Raw genomic sequence first — 25,308 nt, forward strand, 5'->3', positions numbered from 1 at the left:
TCGATTATCACCGATTGAGCGGTCAGACGCAAGCCAGAGGCAGGTCAGGAAATAAGGGACGGACTATTTCCATCGCCCTGCCCCGCCTGCCGAGGCAAATCGGCAACATCGATTTCCTGGGGACGGTTGACCACGCCGACCATCACGTAGCTGATGATCATCAGCAGGAACCATGAGCCCAGCTTGGCGATGGACACGAGTTGCCAGCCCTGCGACTGGTTTGGATAGCGCCAGGCGTTGGCGAAGGTGCCGATGTTCTCGGCGAACCAGATGAACAGGGCCACCAGCACGAAACCCAGCAGCAGCGGCATGCGGCGGTAGACTCGCCAAATGCGGAAATACACCCAGGTGCGGGCGAACAGGATGGCGGTCAGCGCGAACAGCGCCCACCGGATATCCATGATGTAGTGGTGCGCGAAGAAGTTCAGGTAGATCAGCACCGACAGCGCCACGCAGGCCGCCAGCGGCGGATGCGCGCGGAAGCGGAAATCGAACAGGCGCCAGACGCGGGCGAGATAGCTGCCCACCGCCGCGTACATGAAGCCCGTGAACAGCGGCACGCCGCCGATGCGCAGCACGCTGGCCTCGGGATAGATCCACGAACCCGCGGCGGTCTTGAACACTTCCATGCCCGTGCCCACCACATGGAACAGCAGGATCACGCGGGCTTCGCTCCAGGTTTCCATGCGCAGCGCCAGCAGCAGCGCCTGGATGCCCAGCGCGGCCAGGGTCAGGAAGTCGTAGCGGGCCAGCGCGGCGTCTTTCGGATACCACCAGTGCGTGCCCAGCAGCAGCGCGCACATCAGGCCGCCGAAAAGGCAGGCCCAGGCCTGCTTCACGCCAAAGCGGAAGAACTCGTAAAGGGCCACGCCAAAACGGCCGCGGCCGGCCAGATTGCTGGCCAGCCGCGATTCCCACTCCTGCAGCCCCGCGATGAGCGGCCAGTCATTGGCCGCCGGATGGCTCACGGAAAGCTCAGCCTTCCACGACGGCGTAGGCCGAGTGGTTGTGGATGGATTCGAAGTTCTCGGCTTCCACGCGGTAGCGGGCGATGCCGGGATGCGCGTTCAGGCGGGCAGCCACGTCGCGCACCAGGTCCTCGACGAACTTGGGATTGTCGTAGGCGCGCTCGGTGACGTACTTCTCGTCCGGGCGCTTGAGCAGGCCCCACAGTTCGCACGAGCCTTCTTCTTCGATCAGGCGGATGACGCCGTCCATGCCGATGTCGGCATTCAGGATGGCCGACACCGTGACGTGCGAGCGCTGGTTGTGCGCGCCGTATTCGGAGATGGCCTTGGAGCAGGGACAGAGGCTGGTGACGGGCACCTGCACGATCAACTCGAACTCGACCTCGTCGCCCTGGGCGCGGGCGATCCATTGCACTTCGTAGTCCAACAGGCTTTGCACGCCGGAAATCGGGGCGGACTTGTTGATGAAGTACGGGAAGGCGGCGGTGATGTCGCCGCGCTCGGCATGCAGCAGCGGCAGCATGTCGGCAGCCATGGCGCGGAACAGGGTCGGCGTCATGGGGATGCTGCGGTACTTTTCCAGCAGGGCCACGAAGCGGGACATGTGCGTCCCTTTTTCTTCGGGCGGCAGCGCCACCGTGAGCGTCCAGTTGGCCACGGTGCCCTGGGGCGAGCCGTCGCCGCTTTCAATCAACATGGGGTGGCGCACGCCACGGATGCCCACGCGCTGAATCGGGATGTGCCGGGTGTCCGCCGAACTCTGGACGTCGGGCATCACGATGGCGGGGTCGATCGGAGAATTCATTTCGGCTTACCTGTCTAGGCAATCAGTCGTGAAAACGCACGGGCCTAGGAATCTTTGAGAAGGGGGCCATTATCGCCCATAGTCCGCGGATCGCCAGGGAAAACCCTTTTATCCGTAGGTTGGCGGGGCCGGAACAGTGTGTTTCATTGCCGCGGACAGTGGCCTGGCCCCTGCCCGCGGAATCGGGCCGGATTCAGCCCAGCAGATTGGCGTAACGGGCGCGGATCGCGCTTTCGATGCCCGCCGCGTCCAGGCCGATGCCGGCCCACAGCGCCGACTGCTCGCCGTGGTCGATGAACTCGTCGGGCAGGCCCAGTTGCAGGACCGGGATCGCAACCCCCGCCGCGCTCAGCGTTTCCAGCACCGCGCTGCCGGCGCCGCCCATGATGGAAGCGTCTTCCAGCGTAACCAGGGCGTCATGGCGGCTGGCCAGGTCGAGGATCAGTTCGCGGTCGATCGGCTTGACGAAGCGCATGTCGGCCACGGTGGCATCGAGCTTTTCAGCCGCGCCCAACGCGGCCTGAAGCAGCATGCCGAAACCCAGGATGGCGATCTTGCGGCCCTCGCGGCGCACCACGCCGCGGCCGAGCTCGACCGTGTCCAGGCCGGGCGCTTCAGCCGCGCCGCAGCCCGCGCCGCGCGGATAGCGCACCGACGCCGGGCCGGGATACTGATAACAGGTCGACAGCAGCAGCCGCGTTTCGTTTTCGTCCGAGGGCGTGGCCACGACCATGTTGGGCACGCAGCGCAGAAAGGCGATGTCGTAATTGCCCGCATGCGTGGCGCCGTCCGCGCCCACCAGGCCGGCGCGGTCCAGCGCGAAGGTCACGTCCAGGTTCTGCAGGGCCACGTCGTGGATGAACTGGTCGTAGCCGCGCTGCATGAAGGTGGAGTAGATCGCGACCACGGGCTTCTGGCCTTCGCAGGCGATGCCCGCAGCGAACGTCACGGCGTGCTGCTCGGCGATGCCCACGTCGAAGTAGCGCTGCGGAAAGCGCTTTTCGAATTCCACCAGCCCGCTGCCCTCGCGCATGGCGGGCGTGATGGCGACCAGGCGCGAATCCTGTTCGGCCATGTCGCACAGCCACTGGCCGAACACCTGCGTGAAGCTGCGCTTGCCCGGCGCCTTCGATTGCTGGATGCCGACGGCCGGATCGAACTTGCCCGGACCGTGGTACAGCACCGGGTCGGCCTCGGCCAGCTTGTAGCCCTGGCCCTTCTTGGTGACCACGTGCAGGAACTGCAGGCCTTCCAGGGCCTTGAGGTTCTGCAGCGTGGGCACCAGCGCGTCCAGGTCGTGCCCGTCGATCGGGCCGACGTAGTTGAAGCCGAATTCCTCGAACAGCGTGGCCGGCGTGACCATGCCCTTGGCATGCTCTTCGAAGCGGCGCGCCAGTTCCAGCACCGGCGGCACGTGTTGCAACACCGCGCGGCCGACGTTCTTGGCGGCCGCATAGAAGCGGCCCGACATCAGGCGCGCCAGGTAGCGGTTCAGCGCCCCCACTGGCGGTGAGATCGACATGTCGTTGTCGTTCAGGATCACCAGCAGGTTGATGTTGGGCGTGACGCCGGCATTGTTCATGGCTTCGAAGGCCATGCCGGCGGACATCGCGCCGTCGCCGATGATGGCGATGTGCTGGCGCTGCACGCCGGCGTTGCGCGAGGCCACCGCCATGCCCAGCGCCGCGGAGATGGAAGTGGACGAATGCGCGGTGCCGAAGGCGTCGTACTCGGATTCACTGCGCTTGGGGAAACCCGAAATCCCGCCCTGCTGGCGCAGCTTGGCCATGCCGGCGCGGCGGCCAGTCAGGATCTTGTGCGGGTAGGACTGGTGGCCTACGTCCCAGACGATGCGGTCATGCGGCGTGTCGAACACCTGATGCAGGGCCAGGGTGAGCTCGACCGTGCCCAGGTTGGACGACAGGTGCCCGCCCGTTTTGGACACCGATTCCAGCACGAAGCCGCGCAGCTCGTCGGCCAGCTTCTTCAGCTCGCGGCGATCCAGGCGCTTGAGGTCAGCCGGGGATTGAATGCGGTCCAGTAAATCTGTCGTCATGCTTTTATGTGGTTCGTTGGCCCGGCCTGCCTCCAGCCCGGGCTGGTCCCGGTTCAGCGGTCTCGTAGGACGATGAAGTCGGCCAGTTCAGCCAGGCGCGATCCGGCCTCGCCCAGCGGAGCCAGGGCGGCCAGCGCGTCCTCACGCAGTTCCTGGGCGAACGCGCGCGCGCCGTCCAGGCCCAGAAGCGATACATAGGTGGGCTTGTTCTCGGCGGCGTCCTTGCCCGGCGTCTTGCCCAGGCTGGCGCTGTCGGCGGTCACGTCCAGGATGTCGTCGACCACCTGGAAGGCCAGGCCCACCGCCTGCGCGTAGGCGTCCAGCGCCTGGCGCGAGGCCGAACTGGCGCCCGCCACGATGCCGCCCAGGGCCACGCTGCAAGCCAGCATGGCGCCCGTCTTCATGCTGTGCATGGTTTGCAGCTCGTCGCGCGACAGCGCGCGGCCGACGCTGAACAGGTCAATGGCCTGGCCGCCGGCCATGCCCTGGCTGCCGGCGGCGCGCGCCAGCGACTGAGTGGCCTGCACGATCAGCGCGGGCGCGATCGGCATGGAAGCCAGCAGATCGAAGGCCAGCGGTTGCAGCGCATCGCCCGCCAGCATGGCGGTGGCTTCGTCGAACTTCACGTGGGTGGTGGGACGGCCGCGGCGCAGCGTGTCGTCGTCCATGCAGGGCAGATCGTCATGCACCAGCGAATAGGCGTGGATCAGTTCCACCGCCGCGGCGGCGCGGTCCAGCGAGGCCTGCACGGCCAGCACGCTGCCGCTGACGGGGCAGGCCTGCCCCGCCGCGTAGACCAGCGCGGCGCGCACCCGCTTGCCGCCGCCAAGCACGGCGTAGCGCATGGCTTCATGCAGCCGCGCGGGCAACGCGTCCGCCGGGGGGAGCAGATCGTCCAGGACATCTTCGACGTGCTGGACACGGCCTTGCAACCATTCCGGGAAGGCGAGTTGAATTTGCTTCATCGGGTTCTTATTCGTCATCCAGCGCCGCCGGGTCCAGCGGACGCAGCAAGTCGCCCTCCAGGACCTTGACCTGCTGTTCGGCCTGCGCCAAGCGTTCCTGGCAGACCCGCGTGAGCGCCACGCCGCGCCGGTAGGCGGCCAGCGACTGCTCCAGCGGCAACGAGCCGTCTTCCATGGCCGCTACCAGCGATTCGAGTTCGGCCAGCGCCGTTTCGAAATCCTGGGGCAAGGGACGGTCATCGATCTGCGGATCGGCTTGTGAAGATTTGGCCAAACGGGTCTCCGAGGGCGCTAGGGGTGGATCAATCCGTGAATTGTACGAGATACCCGCAAGGCCGTCGGGCTTGCCGCCGCGCGCGGCGCGTCTCAGGCCGCAGCGCCTGCCAGCCCCGCAATGGCGCCCTGCAGCAGCGGCGCCACGCGCGTACGCAGGTCCGCCTCGGGCAAGAGGCTGGCGGGCCCGCCGCAGCTCATGACGAAGACGCCCTCGCCCGTGATGGAGGCAAACGGCACGGCGACCGCATTGATCCCCGACTGCCATTCGCCGATGGCGTAGCAGCAGCCCGTGTCGCGCAGTTCGGCGCGGGCGCGCTCCATGGCGGCCGCGTCCGGCGCGGTCTCGCCCAGCCGGGCCAACGCGTCGGCGCAGGCCTGGGGCGGCAGGCTGGCCAGGTAGGCCCGGCCCATGGCGCTGTCCAGGCTGGCGCGATAGCCGACGGGCAGGCGCAGGTAGAGCGCCGAAGACCCATGGATGGCCTCGACGTAGGTCATGGCATCGCCATCGAAGGCGCCCAGGGCCACCGCGCCGCCGGTGGCGCGCGCCAGCTCGGTCATCGAGGCCTTGGCCAGTTCGCGCACCTCCAGCCCGGCCAGCAGGCCGAAGCCCAGCGCCAGCACGCCATAGCCAGGCGAATATTTGCCGGTGTCCGGGTGATAGCGCAGATAACCCAATTCAGTAAGGGTGTAGGTGATGCGGCTGATGGTGGGCTTGGGCAAACCGGTCAGGCGCGCCAGGTCCAGATTGCCCAAGGCCGTCACGCCATGGCGAAAACAGCGCAGTACATCCAGCCCGCGCGCCAGTGCGGTAATGAAATCAGGCGAGTTGGCGCCCCCGCCCGCGCCGGCGGCGCGCTTGCGGCGCGCGGGCAGGCTGAGTTCGACCTTGCCGTCCGGTTTGGCGGCGGGATGGGCGATGCGCTTGGCGTCAGAAAAAGATTGCATTTCTATTCGCTTCGTTTTTATAGTTTATTTCGAATAACAAAATTAAATTCCATTTTACGGAATTTAATGCACCCAAGGAGACTTGGCAAGCGCTACCCGCAGCGCCAAGCCAGGCCCGACCATCCACTCATGCACGCGATTTCAAGGGGAAAACATGATTCGCACTAGCTTCAAACTGCTGGCCACCCTGCTGCTCAGCGCCGCCGCACTGGGCGCCCAGGCCGAAACCTATCCGGCCCGGCCGATCAAGGTGGTCTCGCCCTTCCCCGCCGGCGGCGCCACCGACGTGCTGACCCGCATCCTGGCCGAGCGCATGGCCAAGACGCTGGGCCAGCCCATGATCGTCGAGAACAAGGCAGGCGCCGGCACCTCGATCGGGGCGGCCTTTGTTTCGCGCGAAGCGCCGGACGGCTACACCATCCTGATGGCGACCAACTCCACGCTGGTCACCAACCGCTATCTGTACAAGGAACTGCCCTACGATCCCGATGGCTTCGCCCGCATCGGCATGGTCGGCGTCGGGCCGCTGGTCCTGCTGTCCAGCCCCAAGCGGCCGTTCAACAGCACCCAGGACGTGGTGGCCTACGCCAAGCAGAATCCAGGCAAGCTGACCTTCGCCACCTTCGGCCCGGGCACGTCCTCGCACCTGGCGGGCGAACTCTTCAAGGAACGCGCGGGCATCGACATCCTGCACGTGCCCTTCAAGGGCGCGACCCAGGCCCTGCCCGCCCTGGTCAGCGGCGACGTGGACCTGTTCTTCGACATGGTGGCCACCGGCATGCCGCAGGCCGATGCCGGCAAGGTCAAGGTCTTCGCCATCACCAGCCCGGGCCGCCTGGCGACGCAGCCCAAGCTGGCGACGCTGGCCGAACAAGGCTATCCCGCGTTCGACATGACCGCCTGGTTCAGCTTCGTGGCGCCCAAGGGCACCCCCGCCCCCGTGATGGAAAAGCTGCAGCAGGCCCTGGCCGAGACCCTGCAGGACGAGACCATCAAGAAGCGCATGCTGGACATGGGCATCGACCCGCGCTCGGGCACGGCTGCCGAACTGGACAAGCAGATCAAGACCGAACAGCCGATCGTGGCGCAACTGATCAAGCAGGCCAATATCGTCCTGCAATGATGGCGCGGCTGGTTTCGTGACAAAACGTAGGCGGGCCCGCGCCCGCCCGTAATGCGCCGCGCCGCGCGGCGTCCGCCGGCAGAGGGCTCCAGCGCCCCTGCCGGTTTTTCATGCGCGTCGATATGCCCTCTAACTCCTGGATACAGAACCAGGACGCTGCCCGCTGCTATGGTGAAAAAGTAGACACCGCCATGGGAGCCCGATGCCGTACGCCGAAGAGAAATATGCGCGCCTGGATGCCGCCCGCTGGTTGGCGGCGGTAGCCGTCGTGCTGCTGCACAGCGCCGCCATGGTGGTAAGCAACCCCGCGGTGTACGGCGGGGGAGCGTGGCTGGCGGCCAATCTGTACGACTCGGCGGCGCGCTGGTGCGTGCCCGTGTTCGTCATGGTCAGCGGCGCCCTGCTGCTGGATCCCGACAAGCCGCAGGACGCGCGCCAGTTCTACAGCCGGCGCATGGCGCGGATCTGCGCGCCGCTCTTGTTCTGGACGTTCTTCTATCTGGCCTGGCGCACGGCGCTGGATTGGTGGGACGACGGCCGCATCGATTTTTCGTTCTGGCCGCGCAAGCTGGTGCAGGGCGAGCCGTACTACCACCTGTGGTACCTGTACATGATCGTGGGCCTGTATCTGTTCGCGCCGCTGGTGCGCGTCCTGTATGCGCGCAGCACGCCGCGCGCCCGCGCCTTGTGGGTGGTCGGCATCCTGGGCGTGGCGATCCTGGACGCGCTGTACCGCCGCGCGCTGGGCGCGCCCGCGGGCTTCTTCCTGACCTGGTTCCTGCCCTATCTGGGCTACTTCGTGGCGGGCCGCCTGATCTTCGACGGCCAGATGCGCATCCCGCGTCCGGGCCTGATGCTGGCGGCCAGCGTCGCCGCGACCGCGCTGGGCGTGTACACGATGTCGAGCAACCGCGCGCTGGATACCTACTTCTACGATTACTTCAGTCTCACGGTGCCGTTCATGTCGCTGGCCGCATTCCAGTGGATCGTTGGGTCGCCGCGCCTGCCGCGGCTGGCCTCGCTGGCGCCTTTGACCTTCGGCGTCTACCTGATCCATCCACTGTTCCTGGACGTGGCGCATCGCGCCGGCGCCTTGACGGGCGCGCGCAACGAGGCCTGGACGCTGCCCATGCTGGCGGTGGCCGTGTTCATGTTGTCGGCGGCCAGCAGCTGGCTGATGAGACGCCATCCGGCCACCCGGCGCTTCGTCTGAAAGGCCTACATCTTCAAGGGGTTATGCCTCGCGCAGCGCGTGCACGACGGCTACGGCATAACTTCACGAAGCTTCGCAGATCTTCACGGGCGCGGGGTAAGGGCTTGGGGTACAATTCACGGCTTATTTGATCGGCCAGACACCGATTTTTCTTCGCGCCAGCACGGAACGCATCCTGCGGATTTCAAAGCCGCCAGGCAAAAGCCCCTCCGTCCTGGCTTTTTTATCCGAGCGGGGGGAATCATGACCGACATCGGTCGGATGGCACATGTAGTGCCAGCTCGCACCCAGCTACCCGTCAGCGCGTATTTTGACGAAGCCCTCTTTGCCCGCGAGCAAGAACTCATTTTCAAGCAATCCTCACAATACGTCGGCCACCAGAAAGTGGTGCCCGAAATCGGGGATTGGCGTACGTTGGTCCAGGAAGACGGAGGACGCGTGCTGGTTCGCAACCAGCAAGGCGTCGAACTCATCTCAAATGTCTGCCGCCACCGCCAGGCGCTGATGCTTGGCGGCGAAACCGGCAATGTGGCCGGCAACTGCAATACGCATGGCAATCTGAAGGCAACCGGCGGCAATATCGTCTGCCCCTTGCATCGTTGGACGTACAACAACCAGGGCGAGTTGTTGGGCGCGCCCCAGTTCGCCACCACGCCCTGCATGAACCTGCAGAAGTTCCGCCTGCGCGACTGCCATGGCCTGCTGTTCGAAGGCCCGCGCGATCCGGCCGCCGACATGGCGCCGCTGTTCTCGCGCCCGGAATTCGACTTCGGCGACTACGTGCTGGACCACGTCGAAGTGCACCAGTGCAACTACAACTGGAAGACCTTCATCGAGGTCTATCTCGAGGACTACCACGTCGGTCCGTTCCATCCGGGCCTGGGCCGCTTCGTCACCTGCGACGACCTGAGCTGGGAGTTCAACGACTGGTACAGCCTGCAGAAGGTCGGCGTGCACAACGCCCTGGCGCAGCCGGGGTCCGACGTGTACAAGCAATGGCACGACCGCCTGCTGGCGTTCCGCGAAGGCGATGCGCCTGATTTCGGCGCGGTCTGGGTCACGTACTTCCCGACCCACATGATCGAGCTGTATCCGCATGTGCTGGTGCTCTCCACGCTGTACCCGAAGGGCCCGCAGGAAACTGTGAACGTGGTCGAGTTCTACTACCCCGAGGAAATCGCCGCCTTCGAACGCGAGTTCGTCGAGGCGCAGCGCGCCGCCTACATGGAAACGGCGATCGAGGACGACGAGATCGCCGAGCGCATGGACGCGGGCCGCAAGGCGCTGATGCTGCGCGGCGTGAACGAAACCGGTCCCTACCAGTCGCCCATGGAAGACGGCATGCAGCACTTCCATGAATGGTATCGCCGCATCATGCAGGAGCGGGTCTGAAGCCTGGCTTCGGCGCCTGTCCCATGCAAAAAGGCCTCGCACATGCGAGGCCTTTCTTCTTTCCGGCTGCCGCGATCAGCGGCCCAGCACACCCGCCACCGTGCGCTCGCCGATGGCCAGTCCCACCGTCATGCCCACGCCCGAGTGCATCACCGCAACCGTCGTGGCCGGGTCCACCGGCATGACCGAGAACGGCGCGGGGCCATGCGCGCCATAGACGCCCTGCCAGCGCTCCAGCACGCGCAGGCGCGCGCCCAGCGCCTGGGTCGCCAGGTCCAGCATGGCGTTGTCGACCGCCTCGTCGTTGAACGGCGGCGCGTCCTGGCCGTAGCGGTGCGAATCGCCGATGATCAGTTCGCCATAAGGCGTGGGGCTGATCAGCAGGTGGATGCCGTTCTCCAGCAGCATGGGCGTGCGCGCCTGGATCACGTCGCGCAACGCCAGCGCCGACGGCAGGTCCGAGAATGCGCCGTAATGCACGCAGGACAGGCCGGTCAGCAAGGGGCGGTCCAGCGCGATGGGATGAGTCTCGAACGCGGCGCGCAACATCTGCAGGCGCGTGACCTCCAGGTTCATCGGCGCAAAGCGCTCAGGCAGCAGGGTCAGGTAGTCATGCCCGGGGCAGACGAACACGTGTCCGCCCTTGAATTCGCCAGCCGAGGTACACACCAGCCCGCCCTCGACCGCGCGCGCCAGCGTGCCGGTGATGAACTGCACACCCAGCGATTCCGCGAGGTAGCGCGTGATGGCCGGCAGCGCCTCGCGCGAATAGATCTGCAGATCGTCATGACCTTGCAGGCCCGCGCAGTGGTGCGCGAGCTGGCCGCCGTACAACCGGGCCACCTCGCGGGCCGACAGCAGGTCGGCGCGATAGCCTTCCTGGCGCATGCGCGTGTCGGCGAATTCCTGCAGCACGTCCGCCTCTTCGGCATTGCGCGCCAGCACCAGGGCGCCGTTGGCGCGCACATGGAAACCCGCGCGGTCCGCCAGTTCCAGCCACAGCTCGCGCGCCTGCTGGGCGTGCGACAGCATCATGCCGGGGGCCTGGCCCGTCACGATGACCTGGCCGAAATTGCGGATGGTGGCGCCATGCGCCTGGCGGCTGCGCTCGATCACGGCCACCGACAGGCCGCGCTTGGCGGCGGCCCAGGCGTGGGCGATGCCCAACATGCCGGCGCCCACCACGACTACGTCGAAATTTTTCATCTGTGGAACATTGCAAAGGGAAATGCGGCGGGAGCCGCCCTGGCGGGCGCCCCCGGGGCGCGGCGGCGTCCGGCGCCGCCGCGGTCAAACGGACTTACTTCTTCTTCGGCTCGGACTTGCCGTCGTAGCGCTTGGTCCACTCGGCGATGATGCGGTCGCGGTTGGTGGCGGCCCAGGTGAAGTCGTTCTTGATCATGCGTTGCATCAGGTCGGCCGGCAGGTTCGGATTGGACGTGGCGATCGACGGGATGGCCAGCACGGCGAAGTTGGCCTTGTACAGTTCGTTGGCTTCGCGGCTGGCGGAGAAATCGGCCAGCTTGCGGGCGGCTTCCAGGTTCTTGGTGCCCTTCATGATGGCGGTGGCTTCCACTTCCCAGCCCAGGCCTTCCGAGGGGAACACGGCTTCGACGGGCGCGCCGTCGGCCTTCAGCTTGGCGGCGCGGTAGTCGAACGACACGCCGATCGGGAATTCGCCGGCGGCAGCCATGTTGCAGGGCTTGGAGCCCGAGTGCGTGTACGAACCGATGTTCTTGTGCAGGGCGTCCATGTAGGCCCAGCCCTTCTCTTCACCGAAGATCTGCAGCCAGGCGCTGACGTCCAGGAAGCCGGTGCCCGACGAAGCCGGGTTCGGCATCACGATCTTGCCGGCGTACACCGGCTTGGTCAGGTCCTGCCACGAAGTGGGCTTGGGCAGCTTCTGCTTTTCGGCTTCGATGGTGTTGAAGCAGATGGCGGCGGCGAAGCCGTCCATGCCGACCCAGCTGGGCTCGGCCTTGGCGTCGCGCATGTTGGCGGCGATCTGGTCCAGGCCCTTGGGGGCGTAGGGCTGCAGCATGCCTTCCTTGTCCATCAGGCCCAGCGAGGTGCCGGCCAGGCCCCAGATGGCGTCGGCCTTGGGGTTGTTCTTTTCGGCCAGCAGCTTGGCGGTGATGATGCCGGTGGAGTCGCGCACCCACTGGATCTTGATGTCGGGATTGGCCTTCTCGAACGCGGCCTGGTAGGCCTTGATCTGGTCGGCTTCGAGCGCGGTGTAGACCGTCAGCGTGGTCTCGGCGGAGGCGGCGCCCATCACGCCCGTCAGGGCGGCGGCCAGTGCAAGCAGCTTGTAGCGATTCATGAAGTACTCCGTGGGTAGGCGGAAAAAGGCTGAGGGAGGCCCCCGGGGCTGGCGCGAACCGGCCCCGGCAAGCGGTGCAGACAGGTGAGAGGGTTAGGGGCGTTGGCCTGCGGACAAGCGGGCTTCGATATCGGAGATCACGCCAGGCAGGTCGGCGACGGTATCGATCAGGTAGTGCGGCGCGGCGGGCGACAGCTCCAGGCTGGCGGCGGTGCGCGCTTTCTGGCGGCCTGCGTCGTCCAGGCTCAGGTATTCCTCCAGCGTCAGGCCGGCGGCGTTGCCCGACAGCAGCAGGCCCACGGTCCACATGCCGGCGCGGCGTCCTTCTTCGATGCCGGGCGCGGTGTCGTCGACCTTGACGCAGGCGGCCACGTCGGACAGGCCGAGTTCGACCACATTCTTCAGCGCCATCGCGGGCGCCGGGCGCGCGCGCGGCACGTCGTCGCTGGCGACGATGCAATCGGGCTCCAGGCCTTCGGTGGCGGCGCGCTCGACCACGCGGCGCATGACGCTGGCGGGGTAGCCCGAGCACGAGCCGATCTTCAGGCCGTGCTGGCGCAGAGCGCGCAACAGTTCTGCCGCGCCGGGGATCGCCGCCGAATACTGGGCAACCTTGTCCAGCTGCATCGGCAGGAAGCGCTCGTAGATGGCGGTCACGTCGTCATCGGTGGGCAGGCGACCGAACTGGGCCTGGTACTGGCTGGCGATGACCGGCTCATTGCAGAGCGTGCGGATGTGGTCCCACTTGCCCATGCCCATCGGGCCGCGGGCCTGCGCCAGCGACATTTCCACGCCGAACTGCGAGAACGCGTCCACGAACACCTTGGTGGGCGCGAAGGAACCGAAGTCGACCAGCGTGCCGGCCCAGTCGAAGATCACCGCCTCCAGGCGGACGGGCAAAGGCGAAACAGTCATGAGGGTCATCCTTGAAAAATCGTTCAATGGGCCGCGGGGCGGCGCCAGGCCTGGCTGCGCGCCACCAGCGCGCGGCTGGCCAGGTGCAGGACCAGTGCAGCGACGGCCGAACTGGCCATGATCACGGTGCACATGGCGGCGGCGGGACCGATGAAGCCGGCGTCGTCCATGTTCAGCACCGCGACCGCGGCCAGCACCGTCGACGGGCTGTACAGAAACACGACCGCGGACACCGTGGTCATGGCGGAAACAAACAGATAGCGGGCCACGTCCAGCGCGGCCGGCAGGCACATCGGCAGCGTCACGCGCAGGAAGGTCGTCAGGCGCGGCACCTTGAGCGACGCGGAGGCCGCTTCGAATTCGGGGTCCAGCGCATTGAGCGCGGTGGCAGCCGTGAGGTGCGCGCTGGTGTAGAAGTGGACGATGGTGCACAGGACCAGCAGCGGCATGGTGCCGTACAGCACGTTCAGCGGGTTCGACAGGCTGTTGAAGAAGAAGATGTAGCCCAGGCCCAGCACCAGGCCCGGCACCGCCATGGGCATCAGCGCCAGCATGCCGACCATGCCGCGCAGGCCGCGCGCGAGCTGGCCGCGGGCGGGCACCTTCTCCATCATCCATGCGCCGGTGAAGACCACGGCCGTGCCGGCCAGGGCGGTGCAGAACGCCAACTGCAGGCTGTTGCGCCAGGCGAGCCAGCCGCCGCCGTCCATATTGTCGAAGTCGTACGAACGCAGCGACATCGACAGGTTGTAGGGCCACATCTTCACGAAGGACGCCCACACCGCCACGCCGATGATCAGCAGCAGGAACGCCGCCAGCACGCCGGCCAGCGCCAGGAACGCGGCATCGCGGCGGCGGTTGACGCCCGCGGCATAGGGCTGGGCCCGGCCGCTCAGCTGAGCGCCTTGTCGGGCGCGCAGCCGCCGGTCCAGGGCGAAGGTCAGGATCGCGGGAAGCAGCAGCAGGATGCCGATGGCCGCGCCCTTGGGAAAGTTCTGCTGGCCGACCACGGCCTTGTAGGCTTCCATCGCCAGCACGTTGTAATCGCCGCCCACGACCTTGGGCACGCCGAAGTCGGTCACCGTCAGCGTGAACACCACGCAGCAGGCCGAAAACACGGCGTAGCGGGTGCCCGGCAGGGTCACGGTCAGGAAGGTGCGCCAGGGGCCGGCGCCCATGGCGCGCGCGGCGTCATAAAGACGGCCGTCGGCCAGGGCCAGGCCGGTCAGCAGAATCATCAGCGCGTGCGGGAAGGTATAGAAAGCCTCGCCCACGACGATGCCCCAGAAACCGTAGATGGTCGCGCCGCCCGTCAGGCTCTTGAGCAGACCCTGGTTGCCTAGCAGGTACACCAGCGCGATCCCCGGCAGCAGCGACGGCGCCAGCAGCGGCAGCAAGGCGACGGTGCGCAGCAGGCCCTTGCCCGGCAGGCGCGTGCGGGTCAGGCCATAGGCGAATCCATAGGCGCAGGGCACGACCAGCAAGGTCGTCACCACGCCCACCGCGAGGCTGCGCGCGACCATGGCCATGAAGCCGTCGCCGCCGATGATGTCCGCAAGCACCGATAACCCGGCCCAGGCGCCATCGCTGTCGGTCACAGACTTGAGCAGGATGGCGGCCAGCGGCAGCGCCAGGAATAGCAACAGGCCCAGCGCCAGGGCGCCCTGCCCGGTGGCCAGGCCGAAGGCGCCAACCCAGGCCGGCAGCGGGCGGCGGCCCAGCGCCGGGGCCTGCATGGGCGCTGCGATAATTCCAGCAGCCGGCGCGGCGGCGTTGGAGGAACGGTTCATGGCCGGATCAAGCGTAGGCGCGAATCGCATGGCGCGGCAGCTCCACCCAGCAGCGGCTGGCGGCGTGAGGGCCCAGCAGGGCGTCTCCGATTTCGGGGGACACGATGGAATGCACCGTGCTGCCGGGCACGCCCTCAAGGCGCAAGGCCAGGCGATAGCCGCGGCCAAGGAACACGCCGTCCAGCACATCGGCCAGCATGGCGTTGGGCTGATCCGGGCGCGCGGTGCTGACGCGCACCGCTTCCGGGCGCACGAACAGCTTGCCGCTGGCGGCGTCCAGCGCCTCGTCCACGGCCAGCTCCTGGCGTCCGACGCGGGCGCGGTGCGCGTCCACGCGTTCGAACGGCAGCCAGTTCGCCTCGCCCACGAAATCGGCGATGAAGGCCGAGCCGGGCTGGCGGTAGAGTTCCCGCGGCGTGCCGTACTGCTCGATGATGCCGCCATTCATTACGGCGATGCGGTCGGCCATCACCATGGCCTCTTCCTGGTCGTGCGTGACCATCAGCGTGGTGATGGACAGGCGCTTCTGCAGGGCCCGCAGCTCGATGCGCAGATGCTCGCGCACGCGGGCGTCCAGCGCCGACATGGGCTCGTCCAGCAGCAGCAGGGACGGCGATGGCGCCAGCGCGCGCGCCAGGGCCACGCGCTGCTGCTGTCCGCCGGAAATCTGTCCCGGATATTTATCCGCCGCGCCCGCCAGGCCGACCAGCGTCAGCATTTCCTCGACGCGGTTGGCGACGTGGTTGCGGTGGGCGCGCTTGCCGCTCAGGCCGTAGGCCACGTTCTGGGCCACCGTCAGGTTGGGAAACAGCGCGTACGACTGGAACAGGATGCCGTAGTCGCGCGCCTGCGGTTCGGCGTGCGAGATGTCGCGCCCGGACAGCACGATGGTGCCGCTGTCCTGGCGCTCGAGGCCGGCGATGGCGCGCAGCAAGGTGGTCTTGCCGCAGCCCGAGGGGCCCAGCAGGCACACCAACTCCCCGGCGCGGATGTCGAGCGAGACGTCCGACAGCGCGGTGTGGCTGCCAAAGCGCTTCACCAGATGCCTGACAGAGAGAAATGCGGTATCGCGTTCGGCCATGGGGCCTCCGGTTTGGGAACGAAGGCAGTATGGAAGACGCGTATTGAGTGTTTATGACACTTCGCGCAAATGCAGTAATAAAAACATCAAATTATTTTGGTGTACTGGCGGTCTTGCGCATTGCGCCCCTATTCCGCCCCCTGCACCGTGCTTGTCGCCGAACTCAAATCCTTCTACGCCGTGGCCCGCTGCGGCACCGTCACCAAGGCCGCCGCCCAGTTGGGCGTCAGCCAGCCCACGGTGACGGGGCAATTGCGCCAGCTGGAGTCGCGTTACGGCGTCGAACTGTTCCACCGCCAGGGGCGCGGCATGCGCCTGTCGGACGCCGGCCACAGCCTGATGCCCATGGTGGAAAAGCTGGTCCAGCAGGAAACCGAGATCGACTTCCGGCTGCGCGACGCCAGCGACCTGCGCGAAGGCAATCTGCGCATCGGCGCCACCGGCCCCTACTACATCATGGACACGGTGCGCGCCTATAACCAGCGTTATCCGGGCATAGACCTGACGCTGGCTATCGGCAATTCGCAAAGCATGCTGCAGGCGCTGCATGACTATCGCATCGAGATTGCCACGTCGTCGTTTCTGATGGATGACAAGCACCTGTACCGCCGCATGATCGCGGCCGACCCCATCCGGGTGGTGGCGCATCGCGACCATCCCTTGGCGCGCCACGGCCACGTCCGCCTGGCCGACCTGGCCGAACACGCGCTGCTGCTGCGCGAACCCGGCTCCATGACGCGGCAGCTGACGGAGGACGCCTTGCAGGCGGCCGGCGTCACGGTAAGCCGCACGCTGGAAATCGGCAGCCGCGAGTCCATCCGCCAGGCCATCCTGTGCGGCCTGGGGATCAGCCTGATCCCATCGCGCGAAATCCCGTCCCATCCCGATCTGGCGGCCCTGGACATCGAGGGCGCCGACATCGTGATGCACGAATACCTGTACTGCCTGCGCGAGCGCCAACCGGTGCAGCTGATCGCGCGCTTTCTGGAGATGGCGCCAGCCGCCGGCTGAGCGCCGCCCTCCCCTATGCGGCCACCCAGGAGACAACCATGGCCTTGACCTTGCAAGATATCGAGCAGATTTTCCTGGAGCGCGGGCACCGCTCCTATGACGGCGAATCCGTCAGCCACCTGCGGCATGCGCTGCAGACCGCGGCGCTGGCCGAGCGCAACGGCGCCGGCGCCCACCTGATCACCGCCAGCCTGCTGCACGACCTGGGCCATCTCATCGCCGACCGGCCTGGCACGCCGACGCTGCGCGGCATCGACGACAAGCACCAGTACTTCGTCCTGCCCTTCCTGCGCGGCCTGTTCAGCTCGGCGGTGCTGGACCCGATCCGGCTGCACGTGGAAGCCAAGCGCTACCTCTGCTATGTGGAACCGCAATATGAAGCGTCGCTCTCGGAGGATTCGAAACGCAGCCTGGCGCTGCAGGGGGGCAGTTTCGATGCGAGCCAGGCGGTGGAATTCGCGAGCATGCCGGGCGCGCCGGATGCGATCCGCCTGAGGCGCTGGGACGACATGGCCAAGGTTCCGGGGCTGGCAACGCCGCCCCTGGACCACTTCCTGGAAATCGCCGAGAGCATCTCGGGTCGGGTCAAGCTGGCTGCCATCTGGTAGGGCTGGCCGGAAAGCCGTGCGTCCTGGCGGCCCAGACCACCGCCAGCGTCGCCGCCAACAGCGCCAGCAGCACCGGTACGAACGCGGCCACGCCCAGGCGTTCGAGCAACGCGCCGCCGACGATCCCGCCTGCGGCAATCGCCGTGTTCCACGCGGTCACCAGCATGGACTGCGCCACGTCCGCGGCATCGCCCGACGTCTTGGCCAGCGCAGTCTGGAACAGCGTCGGCGAGCCGCCGAACGCCACGCCCCAAGCCCCCACCGACAGATAAAGCATGGCCGGCATGCCGCCCGCGATACCCAGCGCCAGCGCGGCCAGGCCGAACAGGGCGATGCAGGCCAAAGTCAGCGCCCGCAGATGACGGTCGATCAACGTCCCGATCAGCCAGATGCCGGCCAGGGAGCTGAGTCCGAACACCAGCAGCACCAGCTCGGTGTTTGCAGCCATGCCCAGCGATGCCAGGAACGGCGCGATATAGATGTAGAGAATGTTGTGCGCCAGGACGAACGCCAGCACCGCGAACAGCACCGGGCGCACGCCGGGCAGCAGGAATACGCGCCGCAGCGGCAGTTGCCGGCCCCGGGCCTGTCCCGCAAAGTCCGGCACCCGCAAACGCACCCAGACCATCAGGACCAAGGCCAGCCCGCTCATGATGCCAAAGCCTGCGCGCCAGCCCCACAGCGCGCCCAGGAACGTGCCGGCCGGAACGCCCAGCGACAGCGCCAGCGGCGCACCCAGCATCGCCACCGCGATCGCGCGCCCTTGCTGATGTGCGGGCACCATGCGCGCGGCGTAACCTGCCAGCAGCGCCCACAACAGTCCCGCCGACACGCCGGCCAGGAAGCGCGCGGCCAGGGTCAGCACATAGCCGGATGACAGCGCGGTCACCGTGTTGGCCAGCACGAACCCGGCGATCGCCGCCAGCAGCAGCGGACGCCGCCGCACGCCCTGGGTCGCGGCGACCAGCGGGATCGCCGCCACCAACGACCCGATCGCGTAGATGGTGACGGTCTGGCCGATGCTGGCCTGGGACACGGCCAGGCCCTGCGCCATCTGCGGCAGCAGCCCGGCCGGCAGCGCCTCGGTCAGGATGGTGATGAAGCCGGCCATCGCCAGCGCCAGCAAGGCGCCCAGCGGCAGGCGGTCGCGACCGGCGGGGGGATGCGTGGGCGCAGTACGCGGACGCGGGGAATTCGTGGTTTTTTTCATCTCAGGCACCTTGATTGAAGCTTGGTGCCGAGACGATAGAGTCCCCCGGATTAAAGAAAAAGTAGGCTACATTTCCTTCTTATGCGGAACTATATGTCCGCAATCGAGGAAACAGATGGATAGCCTCAATGGCTTTGTCGTATTCGTGCAGGTCGCCGAAACGCGCAGCTTCGTCGCCGCCGGCCGGCTGCTGGGCGTGTCGGCATCCGCCATCGGCAAAAGCGTGGCGCGGCTGGAAGAAAAACTGGGCGTGCGCCTGTTCCACCGCAGCACGCGCAGCGTCACCTTGACGGCCGAGGGGGCGCTGTTCCTGGAACGCAGCCGCCGCATCCTGGCCGAGATCGAAGCGGCCGAACTGGAGCTGTCGCAGGCCGCCGCCGCGCCGCGCGGACGCCTTCGCGTCAGCCTGCCGCTGGTCAGCGGGCTGGTGCTGCCGGTGCTGGGCGAGTTCATGCGCGAGTATCCCGAGATCGGACTCGACCTGGATTTCACCGACCGGATGGTGGACGTGATCGAAGAAGGCTTCGATGCCGTGGTGCGCACGGGCGAGCCGGCCGACTCACGCCTGTCGGCGCGCCGCCTGGGCGCCTTCCAGATCCTGCTGGTCGCCTCCCCCGCCTACCTGGCCAGCCGCGGCACGCCCAAAACGCCGGCCGACCTGCTGCGCCACAGCTGCCTGCACTACCGCTTTCCCAGCAGCGGCAAGCTGGAGACCTGGGCCCTGCGGCAAGCCGACGACGAGCCTGAACTGCAGTTGCCCGTCTCGATGATCTGCAACAACATCGAGACGCGCGCCTGCTTCGCGCTGCAAGGATTGGGGATTGCCTACCTGCCGGACTTCGCCATCCGCGAACCCCTGGCGGACGGCCGCCTGGTGCAGGTCCTGAAAGGAAAATCGGAGCGGACCAACGTCTTCCACATCCTGTGGCCCGCCAGCAAGCACCCGTCGCCGAAGGTCCGGGCGCTAGTGGACTTTCTGGGTTCCCGGGTCTTTGCCGACGCCCGGGCGTCCAGGCCCGGGCGTCAGGCCCAGGCCTCGGGTCACTGAGCGCCCGTAGCCACCGGGCGGGACGGATCGCTGCACCACTCGCTCCAGGAGCCCGGGTACAGGCGCGAACCGGACAGGCCCGCGATCTCCATGGACAGCAGGTTGTGGCAAGCCGTGATGCCCGAGCCGCACTGGTGCACGATGGCAGCCGGATCGCGGCCGTCCAGCAGCGTGGCGAATTCCTCGCGCAACTGCGCGGCCGGCTTGAAACGGCCGTCGGCCTGGAGGTTCTCGCCGTTGGGGCGGTTCAGCGCGCCCGGAATGTGGCCGGCGACCGGGTCCATGGGCTCGACCTCGCCGCGGTAGCGGTTGGCCGCGCGCGCGTCGATCACGGTGAAGGCCTGGCGGGGAATGTTGTCCAGCACCGCCTGCGCATCCACCGAACCCGCCAGCGAGGCGCCCGGCTCGACGGGCTGGCCCGCGCGCACGGCGGCGCCCGCTTCGGTCGTGGTCGGCAAACCGGCCGCCGTCCAGGCCTGCCAGCCGCCGTCCAGCACTGCCACCTGGTCATGCCCCAGCCAGCGCAGCATCCACCACAGGTGCGCAGCGTACATGCCGCCGCTGGCGTCATAGGCCACCACCAGGGTCTTGGGCGTCACGCCGTGGGCGGCCATGAGCGCGCCGAACGCGGCGCGCGACGGCAGCGGATGACGGCCGTTCTTGCCGGTGCGGGCCGCGGCCAGTTCGGTTTCGTGGTCCAGGTAGCGCGCGCCGGGGATGTGGCCCGCGTCATAGGCCTGACGGCCCGCCGCATGGTTGGTCAGGTCGTGGCGCACGTCGAACACGCGCACGTCCGGCGCATCCAGGCGCGCGGCCAGGTCGGCGGCGGAAATCAGGGTCATCGTCATTCGGTGTGCTCCTGTAAGGGTGTTGGGCGACCGCGGCTCAGGCCGGCTTGGGATCGCGCATGGTGCGCCAGATCGACAACAGGCCCGCGAAAATGATCAAGCCCATGCCGGCCCAGGCCAGGGCGTCCAGCTGTTCGCCCCAGAAACCCATGCCCAGCAGGGCCGCGAAGATGATGGTGCTGTACTGCAGCGCCGCCGTCAGCAGCGCCGACCCCAGGCCGAAGGCGCGGGTCATGGCCAACTGGCCGAACAGGCCCGTCACGCCCACGCCCAGCAGCGACAGGTAGCCGGTCCAGTCGGCGTGGCCCCAGCCCTCGAACAACAGTCCGGCCAGGCTGGACACGCAAACGGCCACGGAGAAGAACAGCACCGTGCGCCATTCGGGTTCGCCGACCCGGCCCAACTGGCGGATCTGCATCATGGCGATGGCCGACATGGCGCCGGCGGTCATCCCCAGCAGGGCAGCCAGCCACTGGTCCTCGTTGATGCTGGGCCGCAGCACCGCGATCACGCCCAGGAACCCCAGCGCCACCGCCACGATGCGCACGGGGTCGCGCTGCGCGCCGCCCCAGCCCAGCATCCAGCAGGCGATGAACAGCGGCGCGGTGTAGTTCAGGCTGGTGGCGGTGGCCAGGGGCAGATGGGCGATGGCGAAAAAGCCCAGCCACATCGAGGTGACGCCGGACAGGTTGCGCCACAGGTGGAGTTTCCAGCTGACGGGGATGATGGACTGGCGGCCGGCGCGGGCCCAGATCAGCAGCAGGATGACCGACGGCAATCCGCGAAATAGAACGACTTGCGGCAGCGAGGCGCCGTGTTCGGTGCCGAGCTTCACGAACGAACCCATGATGGCGAACATGGCGGACGCCAGCAACATCCAGAGTGCCTGCATGGGGGTCTACGCTAAGGGAAAAGTGAGGAGGAATAAGGGAAAGCGATACTATACTCTCCGTCACCGGAAGCGGCGCCGCGAGTCGGGGAACTGGCGGCCCGCAGCAGTGTCGAATCCCGGCATATCCTGCTCGCAGAGGAACACAAAAAACATGAAACGCATTGTCCTGTTCGTCCTGACCAACCTGGCTGTCATGCTGGTGCTGTCGGCCACGCTGCGCATCCTGGGCGTGGACCGCTACATCACCGCCAACGGCCTGAACCTGAACGCCCTGCTGATTTTCTCGGTGGTGGTCGGTTTCACCGGCGCGATCATCTCGCTCCTGATCAGCAAGCCCATGGCCAAGTGGAGCACCGGCGCCCAGGTGCTCGACCCGAATTCGCCCCGCAACCAGCGCGAAGCCTGGCTGGTCGACACCGTGCACCAGCTGGCCGACCGCGCCGGCATCGGCCGCCCGGAAGTCGCCATCTATGAAGGCGCCCCCAACGCCTTCGCCACCGGCGCCTTCAAGAACGACTCGCTGGTCGCGGTGTCCACCGGTCTCCTGGAAAGCATGAGCGAGGAAGAAGTCGCCGCCGTGCTGGCGCACGAAGTCGCGCACATCGCCAACGGCGACATGGTCACGCTGACGCTGATCCAGGGCGTGGTGAACACCTTCGTCGTGTTCCTGGCCCGCGTGGTCGGCTACTTCATCGACCGCGTGGTGTTCAAGAACGAACGCGGCATCGGCCCGGGCTACTACATCACCGTGCTGGTCTGTGAAATCATCTTCGGCGTGCTGGCCTCGATCATCGTGGCCTGGTTCTCGCGCCAGCGCGAGTACCGCGCCGACGCCGGCTCGGCCCACCTGATGGGCGCCCGCGAACCCATGATCCGCGCCCTGGCCCGCCTGGGCGGCCTGGAACCGGGCGAGCTGCCCAAGTCCTTCGAGGCCTCGGGCATCACCGGCAAGGGCGGCCTGGCCGCGATGTTCGCCTCGCACCCGCCGATTCCGGCCCGCATCGCCGCGCTGCAGAATGCGCGCGTGATCTAAGCCTTTCGCTCAGACGGGCCTCGCGCCCTGCAGCCCTGACTCGATGGCCCGCTTGCGCGGGCCATCGTCTTTTCCGGCTCCGGCCAAAAAAGGTCCCCAGGATGCGAGGCAGACCCCGAAGACGATCAACGATCAGACATTCCTGCTTCAATGGGGTGGGCGCATAATTTCAGGGGCCTGGCGCCGGTCCTGGCCGTATGGATAGACGTGATGTCGAGGGCAGACCGTGGCTGAATCGAGTACGCACTCCCCGGCCCGCGGAACGGGCAGCTGGCTGGTTGCCGTGGGCACGTATACGCGGCCGATGCCGCATGTGCACGGCATAGGGCGCGGCATCCACTTGCTGAGGTTCGACGCCGCGACGGCCACGCTGCGTGAATTGCAGGTGGACAGCCATGGCGTCAATCCCTCTTACCTGTGCCATTCCGCGTCCCTCGGCCTGCTGTACGGCGTGAGCGAGCAGGAAGTGGGCGCCAGCATCGACGTCTACGCGGTCGACGGCGCGGCCACGCTGCGGCATTTGCTCAATGTGCCTACGCCTGGCGCCAGCCCTTGCCACATCAGCCTGACGCCTGCGGCGGACCGCCTCTTCGTATCCAACTATGGCAGCGGCGAACTCCTGAGCTACCGGCTCGACCGGCAGGGGTTGCCCAGCGCCCCGCCCGACATCATCGTGCGCCATGGCAGCGGTCCGCGCAGCGACCGCCAGGCGAGCCCCCATGTGCATTGCGCCCAGCCGACCCCGTCCGGCGATGCGGTCTACCTGTGTGACTTGGGTACCGACAGCGTCGCCCGCCATGCCTTGCGGGGCGCCGCGCTGGATCTGCTCCCGGACCTGCAGGTGCAGATAGGACCAGGTTCCGGGCCGCGCCACCTGCGGCTGAATCCGGCCGGTACCCGCGCCTTCGTGCTCAACGAACTGTCCAATAGCGTGAGCGTCGTTCAACTGCCCACGGCACGCGATCCCCATGCACAGGCGCTCGCCCGGATCGGCACGCTGCCGGCAGATTGGCAAAACGCCAACTCCGCGTCCGCGCTTTGCCTGCATCCGAGCGGACGCTGGCTCTACGCGACCAACCGCGGCCACGACAGCATCGCAGGATTTCGGCTATTGGAATCCGCCCCTTGGCTTGAGCCGATAGGCTTGTGGCCCGCCGGCGGGCGCACCCCGCGGGACGCCGCCATCACCCCGGACGGCGGCTTCCTGCTGGTCGCCAGCCAGGACGAGCACCGCATTTCCTGCCTGCGCATCGACCCGGACAGCGGCCAGCTGCAGGCTGCAGGCGTGCCGTTTGCCATTTCCTCCCCGGCCTGCGTTCTTCCCTTGCTTCGGGAAGGAACCCCGAGGCCATGACAGCCGCTCGCCCTCCCGCATCGTCGTCACCCCGTGCCCTCAGCACTCGACGATGTTCACCGCCAGCCCGCCGCGCGCGGTTTCCTTGTACTTGGTCTTCATGTCGGCGCCGGTCTCGCGCATGGTCTTGATGACGGAGTCCAGCGACACGTAGTGCTGGCCGTCGCCGCGCAGCGCCATGCGGGCAGCGTTCACGGCCTTGATGGAGGCCATGGCGTTGCGCTCGATACAGGGGATCTGCACCAGGCCGCCCACGGGGTCGCAGGTCAGGCCCAGGTTGTGCTCCATGCCGATCTCGGCCGCGTTCTCGACCTGTTCGACCGTGCCGCCCAGGGCCGCGGCCAGGCCGCCCGCCGCCATCGAGCAGGCCACGCCGACCTCGCCCTGGCAGCCGACTTCGGCGCCCGACAACGAGGCGTTGTACTTGTACAGCAGGCCCACGGCCGCCGCGGTCAGCAGGAAGTCGCGCACGCCCTCGCGGTTGGAACCAGGCACGAAGCGGTCGTAGTAATGCAGCACTGCCGGGATGATGCCGGCCGCGCCATTGGTCGGCGCCGTCACGACGCGCCCGCCCGCGGCGTTCTCTTCGTTGACCGCCATGGCGTACAGATTGACCCAGTCCATCACGGACAGGGGATCGGACAGGGTGCGCTCGGCGCGCTGGGTCAGGTTGCGGTAAAGCTCGGGCGCGCGGCGGCGCACGCGCAAGGGGCCAGGCAGTTCACCGTCCGCTTCCGGATAGTTGATGCCGCAACCGCGCGACACGCAGTCCTGCATGACCTGCCAGATGCGGTCCAGCCCGGCGTGCACCTCGGCCTCGTCGCGCCAGGTCAACTCGTTCTTCATCATCAGCTGCGCCACCGACAGGCCGCTCTCGCTGCACATGCCCATCAGTTCGCGACCCATGCGGAACGGGTACGGCAACTGGTCGTGCGCGGCGATGACCTGGCTGTTGGACGCGCCGGCCGTCACCACGAAACCGCCCCCCACCGACAGGTAGCGGGCCTCGCGCAGTGATTCGCCATTGGCGTCAAAGGCGTGAAACTTCATGCCGTTAGGATGTTCCGCCATGGCTTCGCGGCGGTAGAACATCATGTGTTCCTTTTCGACGAAAGGAACCGGATAGCGTCCCAGCAGCGGCAATTGGCGGCTGGCCCGCACCGACGCGATCATGCCGGCGATGGCGGCGGGGTCGACGGTGTCGGGGGCTTCGCCCATCAGGCCCAGCAGCACGCCCTTGTCGGTGCCGTGGCCCTTGCCCGTGGCGCCCAGCGAGCCGTAAAGCTCGGCGCGCACCGTGGCCACATTGGGCATCAGGCCGTCGCGCTCCAGGCCTTGCGCGAACAACAGGGCGGCCCGCATGGGGCCCACCGTATGGGAGCTAGACGGGCCTATGCCTATCTTGAACAGGTCGAATACGGAAACAGCCACGCAAAACTCCATTGCATCTGC

The 25,308-nt window shown here is 67.3% G+C and carries 23 protein-coding genes; 8 read left to right on the forward strand and 15 right to left on the reverse strand.

The annotated features are described in order from the left end of the window. Window positions 1-44: 44 nt before the first annotated feature. The 6 genes from AC1RHV_RS20575 to AC1RHV_RS20600 all read right to left on the reverse strand — a co-directional run bounded on the left by AC1RHV_RS20575 (window position 45) and on the right by AC1RHV_RS20600 (window position 6,015). Complete coding sequence (locus tag AC1RHV_RS20575; protein ID WP_119450556.1) at window positions 45-968, reverse strand: DUF817 domain-containing protein; 924 nt, start codon at window positions 966-968, stop codon at window positions 45-47. A gap of 7 nt (window positions 969-975) precedes the next feature. Continuing rightward, entirely contained in the window at window positions 976-1,773 is a 798-nt protein-coding gene (folE2, locus tag AC1RHV_RS20580; RefSeq protein WP_054451025.1) for a GTP cyclohydrolase FolE2, read from the reverse strand. 193 nt (window positions 1,774-1,966) lie between these two features. Next, window positions 1,967-3,829 (reverse strand): 1-deoxy-D-xylulose-5-phosphate synthase, encoded by a 1,863-nt coding sequence (dxs, locus tag AC1RHV_RS20585; RefSeq protein ID WP_175162470.1) that lies wholly within the window; start codon window positions 3,827-3,829, stop codon window positions 1,967-1,969. 53 nt (window positions 3,830-3,882) lie between these two features. After that, complete coding sequence (locus tag AC1RHV_RS20590; RefSeq protein ID WP_054451023.1) at window positions 3,883-4,794, reverse strand: polyprenyl synthetase family protein; 912 nt, start codon at window positions 4,792-4,794, stop codon at window positions 3,883-3,885. Between the two features lie 7 nt (window positions 4,795-4,801). Further along, window positions 4,802-5,068 (reverse strand): exodeoxyribonuclease VII small subunit, encoded by a 267-nt coding sequence (locus tag AC1RHV_RS20595; protein WP_054451022.1) that lies wholly within the window; start codon window positions 5,066-5,068, stop codon window positions 4,802-4,804. Between the two features lie 92 nt (window positions 5,069-5,160). After that, window positions 5,161-6,015 (reverse strand): IclR family transcriptional regulator, encoded by an 855-nt coding sequence (locus AC1RHV_RS20600; protein WP_054451021.1) that lies wholly within the window; start codon window positions 6,013-6,015, stop codon window positions 5,161-5,163. A gap of 154 nt (window positions 6,016-6,169) precedes the next feature. On the opposite strand from AC1RHV_RS20600, the gene AC1RHV_RS20605 reads away from it, so the two are divergent. The 3 genes from AC1RHV_RS20605 to AC1RHV_RS20615 all read left to right on the forward strand — a co-directional run bounded on the left by AC1RHV_RS20605 (window position 6,170) and on the right by AC1RHV_RS20615 (window position 9,743). Then, entirely contained in the window at window positions 6,170-7,138 is a 969-nt protein-coding gene (locus tag AC1RHV_RS20605; protein ID WP_054451020.1) for a Bug family tripartite tricarboxylate transporter substrate binding protein, read from the forward strand. Between the two features lie 202 nt (window positions 7,139-7,340). Beyond that, a complete protein-coding gene (locus AC1RHV_RS20610) occupies window positions 7,341-8,351 on the forward strand; it encodes an acyltransferase (protein WP_054451019.1) in 1,011 nt (336 codons plus the stop codon). A gap of 243 nt (window positions 8,352-8,594) precedes the next feature. Further along, window positions 8,595-9,743 carry an aromatic ring-hydroxylating oxygenase subunit alpha gene (locus AC1RHV_RS20615; RefSeq protein WP_054451018.1) on the forward strand — a complete coding sequence of 383 codons (1,149 nt, stop codon included), beginning with the start codon at window positions 8,595-8,597 and terminating at the stop codon, window positions 9,741-9,743. 75 nt (window positions 9,744-9,818) lie between these two features. Here AC1RHV_RS20615 and AC1RHV_RS20620 read toward each other — a convergent pair whose 3' ends face one another. The 5 genes from AC1RHV_RS20620 to AC1RHV_RS20640 form a co-directional block, all read right to left on the reverse strand. Beyond that, window positions 9,819-10,949: a TIGR03364 family FAD-dependent oxidoreductase gene (locus tag AC1RHV_RS20620; protein WP_119450560.1), complete on the reverse strand. Its 1,131-nt coding sequence runs from the start codon at window positions 10,947-10,949 to the stop codon at window positions 9,819-9,821. Between the two features lie 94 nt (window positions 10,950-11,043). After that, on the reverse strand, window positions 11,044-12,066 hold the full coding sequence (locus AC1RHV_RS20625) for a putative 2-aminoethylphosphonate ABC transporter substrate-binding protein (protein WP_054451016.1): 1,023 nt from the start codon (window positions 12,064-12,066) through the stop codon (window positions 11,044-11,046). A 93-nt stretch (window positions 12,067-12,159) separates the two neighbouring features. After that, complete coding sequence (phnX, locus tag AC1RHV_RS20630) at window positions 12,160-12,981, reverse strand: phosphonoacetaldehyde hydrolase (protein ID WP_054451015.1); 822 nt, start codon at window positions 12,979-12,981, stop codon at window positions 12,160-12,162. A gap of 23 nt (window positions 12,982-13,004) precedes the next feature. Beyond that, on the reverse strand, window positions 13,005-14,771 hold the full coding sequence (locus tag AC1RHV_RS20635; RefSeq protein WP_244958689.1) for a putative 2-aminoethylphosphonate ABC transporter permease subunit: 1,767 nt from the start codon (window positions 14,769-14,771) through the stop codon (window positions 13,005-13,007). Window positions 14,772-14,778: 7 nt separating this feature from the next. Further along, the gene (locus AC1RHV_RS20640) at window positions 14,779-15,852 is read right to left on the reverse strand and encodes a putative 2-aminoethylphosphonate ABC transporter ATP-binding protein (RefSeq protein WP_054451013.1); all 1,074 of its coding nucleotides are present in this window, start codon (window positions 15,850-15,852) and stop codon (window positions 14,779-14,781) included. A gap of 147 nt (window positions 15,853-15,999) precedes the next feature. On the opposite strand from AC1RHV_RS20640, the gene AC1RHV_RS20645 reads away from it, so the two are divergent. Together AC1RHV_RS20645 and AC1RHV_RS20650 are read left to right on the forward strand one after the other, a co-directional pair. Next, complete coding sequence (locus AC1RHV_RS20645) at window positions 16,000-16,863, forward strand: LysR family transcriptional regulator (RefSeq protein WP_054451329.1); 864 nt, start codon at window positions 16,000-16,002, stop codon at window positions 16,861-16,863. 38 nt (window positions 16,864-16,901) lie between these two features. Further along, window positions 16,902-17,471: a phosphonate degradation HD-domain oxygenase gene (locus AC1RHV_RS20650; protein WP_054451012.1), complete on the forward strand. Its 570-nt coding sequence runs from the start codon at window positions 16,902-16,904 to the stop codon at window positions 17,469-17,471. Here the strand turns inward: AC1RHV_RS20650 and AC1RHV_RS20655 are convergent. Next, window positions 17,449-18,681, reverse strand: coding sequence for an MFS transporter (locus AC1RHV_RS20655; RefSeq protein WP_370539854.1), 1,233 nt, complete (start codon window positions 18,679-18,681; stop codon window positions 17,449-17,451). The genes AC1RHV_RS20650 and AC1RHV_RS20655 overlap by 23 nt on opposite strands. Before the next feature lie 115 nt (window positions 18,682-18,796). Here AC1RHV_RS20655 and AC1RHV_RS20660 point away from each other — a divergent pair, with 115 nt between their 5' ends. Then, window positions 18,797-19,729 carry a LysR family transcriptional regulator gene (locus AC1RHV_RS20660; RefSeq protein WP_492301872.1) on the forward strand — a complete coding sequence of 311 codons (933 nt, stop codon included), beginning with the start codon at window positions 18,797-18,799 and terminating at the stop codon, window positions 19,727-19,729. Here AC1RHV_RS20660 and AC1RHV_RS20665 read toward each other — a convergent pair. Together AC1RHV_RS20665 and AC1RHV_RS20670 are read right to left on the reverse strand one after the other, a co-directional pair. Further along, window positions 19,723-20,577, reverse strand: coding sequence for a sulfurtransferase (locus AC1RHV_RS20665; protein ID WP_054451010.1), 855 nt, complete (start codon window positions 20,575-20,577; stop codon window positions 19,723-19,725). The two genes, AC1RHV_RS20660 and AC1RHV_RS20665, sit on opposite strands and share 7 nt — an antisense overlap. Before the next feature lie 37 nt (window positions 20,578-20,614). Continuing rightward, on the reverse strand, window positions 20,615-21,469 hold the full coding sequence (locus AC1RHV_RS20670) for a DMT family transporter (RefSeq protein WP_054451009.1): 855 nt from the start codon (window positions 21,467-21,469) through the stop codon (window positions 20,615-20,617). Between the two features lie 151 nt (window positions 21,470-21,620). Between AC1RHV_RS20670 and htpX the strand changes: the two genes are divergently transcribed. Then, window positions 21,621-22,502: a protease HtpX gene (htpX, locus tag AC1RHV_RS20675; protein WP_013392481.1), complete on the forward strand. Its 882-nt coding sequence runs from the start codon at window positions 21,621-21,623 to the stop codon at window positions 22,500-22,502. Between the two features lie 226 nt (window positions 22,503-22,728). Further along, window positions 22,729-23,856, forward strand: a complete 1,128-nt coding sequence (locus tag AC1RHV_RS20680) for a lactonase family protein (RefSeq protein WP_192354509.1) — start codon at window positions 22,729-22,731, stop codon at window positions 23,854-23,856. 39 nt (window positions 23,857-23,895) lie between these two features. Here AC1RHV_RS20680 and AC1RHV_RS20685 read toward each other — a convergent pair whose 3' ends face one another. Beyond that, window positions 23,896-25,287 carry an L-serine ammonia-lyase gene (locus AC1RHV_RS20685; protein ID WP_119450578.1) on the reverse strand — a complete coding sequence of 464 codons (1,392 nt, stop codon included), beginning with the start codon at window positions 25,285-25,287 and terminating at the stop codon, window positions 23,896-23,898. Window positions 25,288-25,308 lie beyond the last annotated feature (21 nt).

The organism is Achromobacter sp. GW823-FHT04E03 (assembly GCF_058796095.1).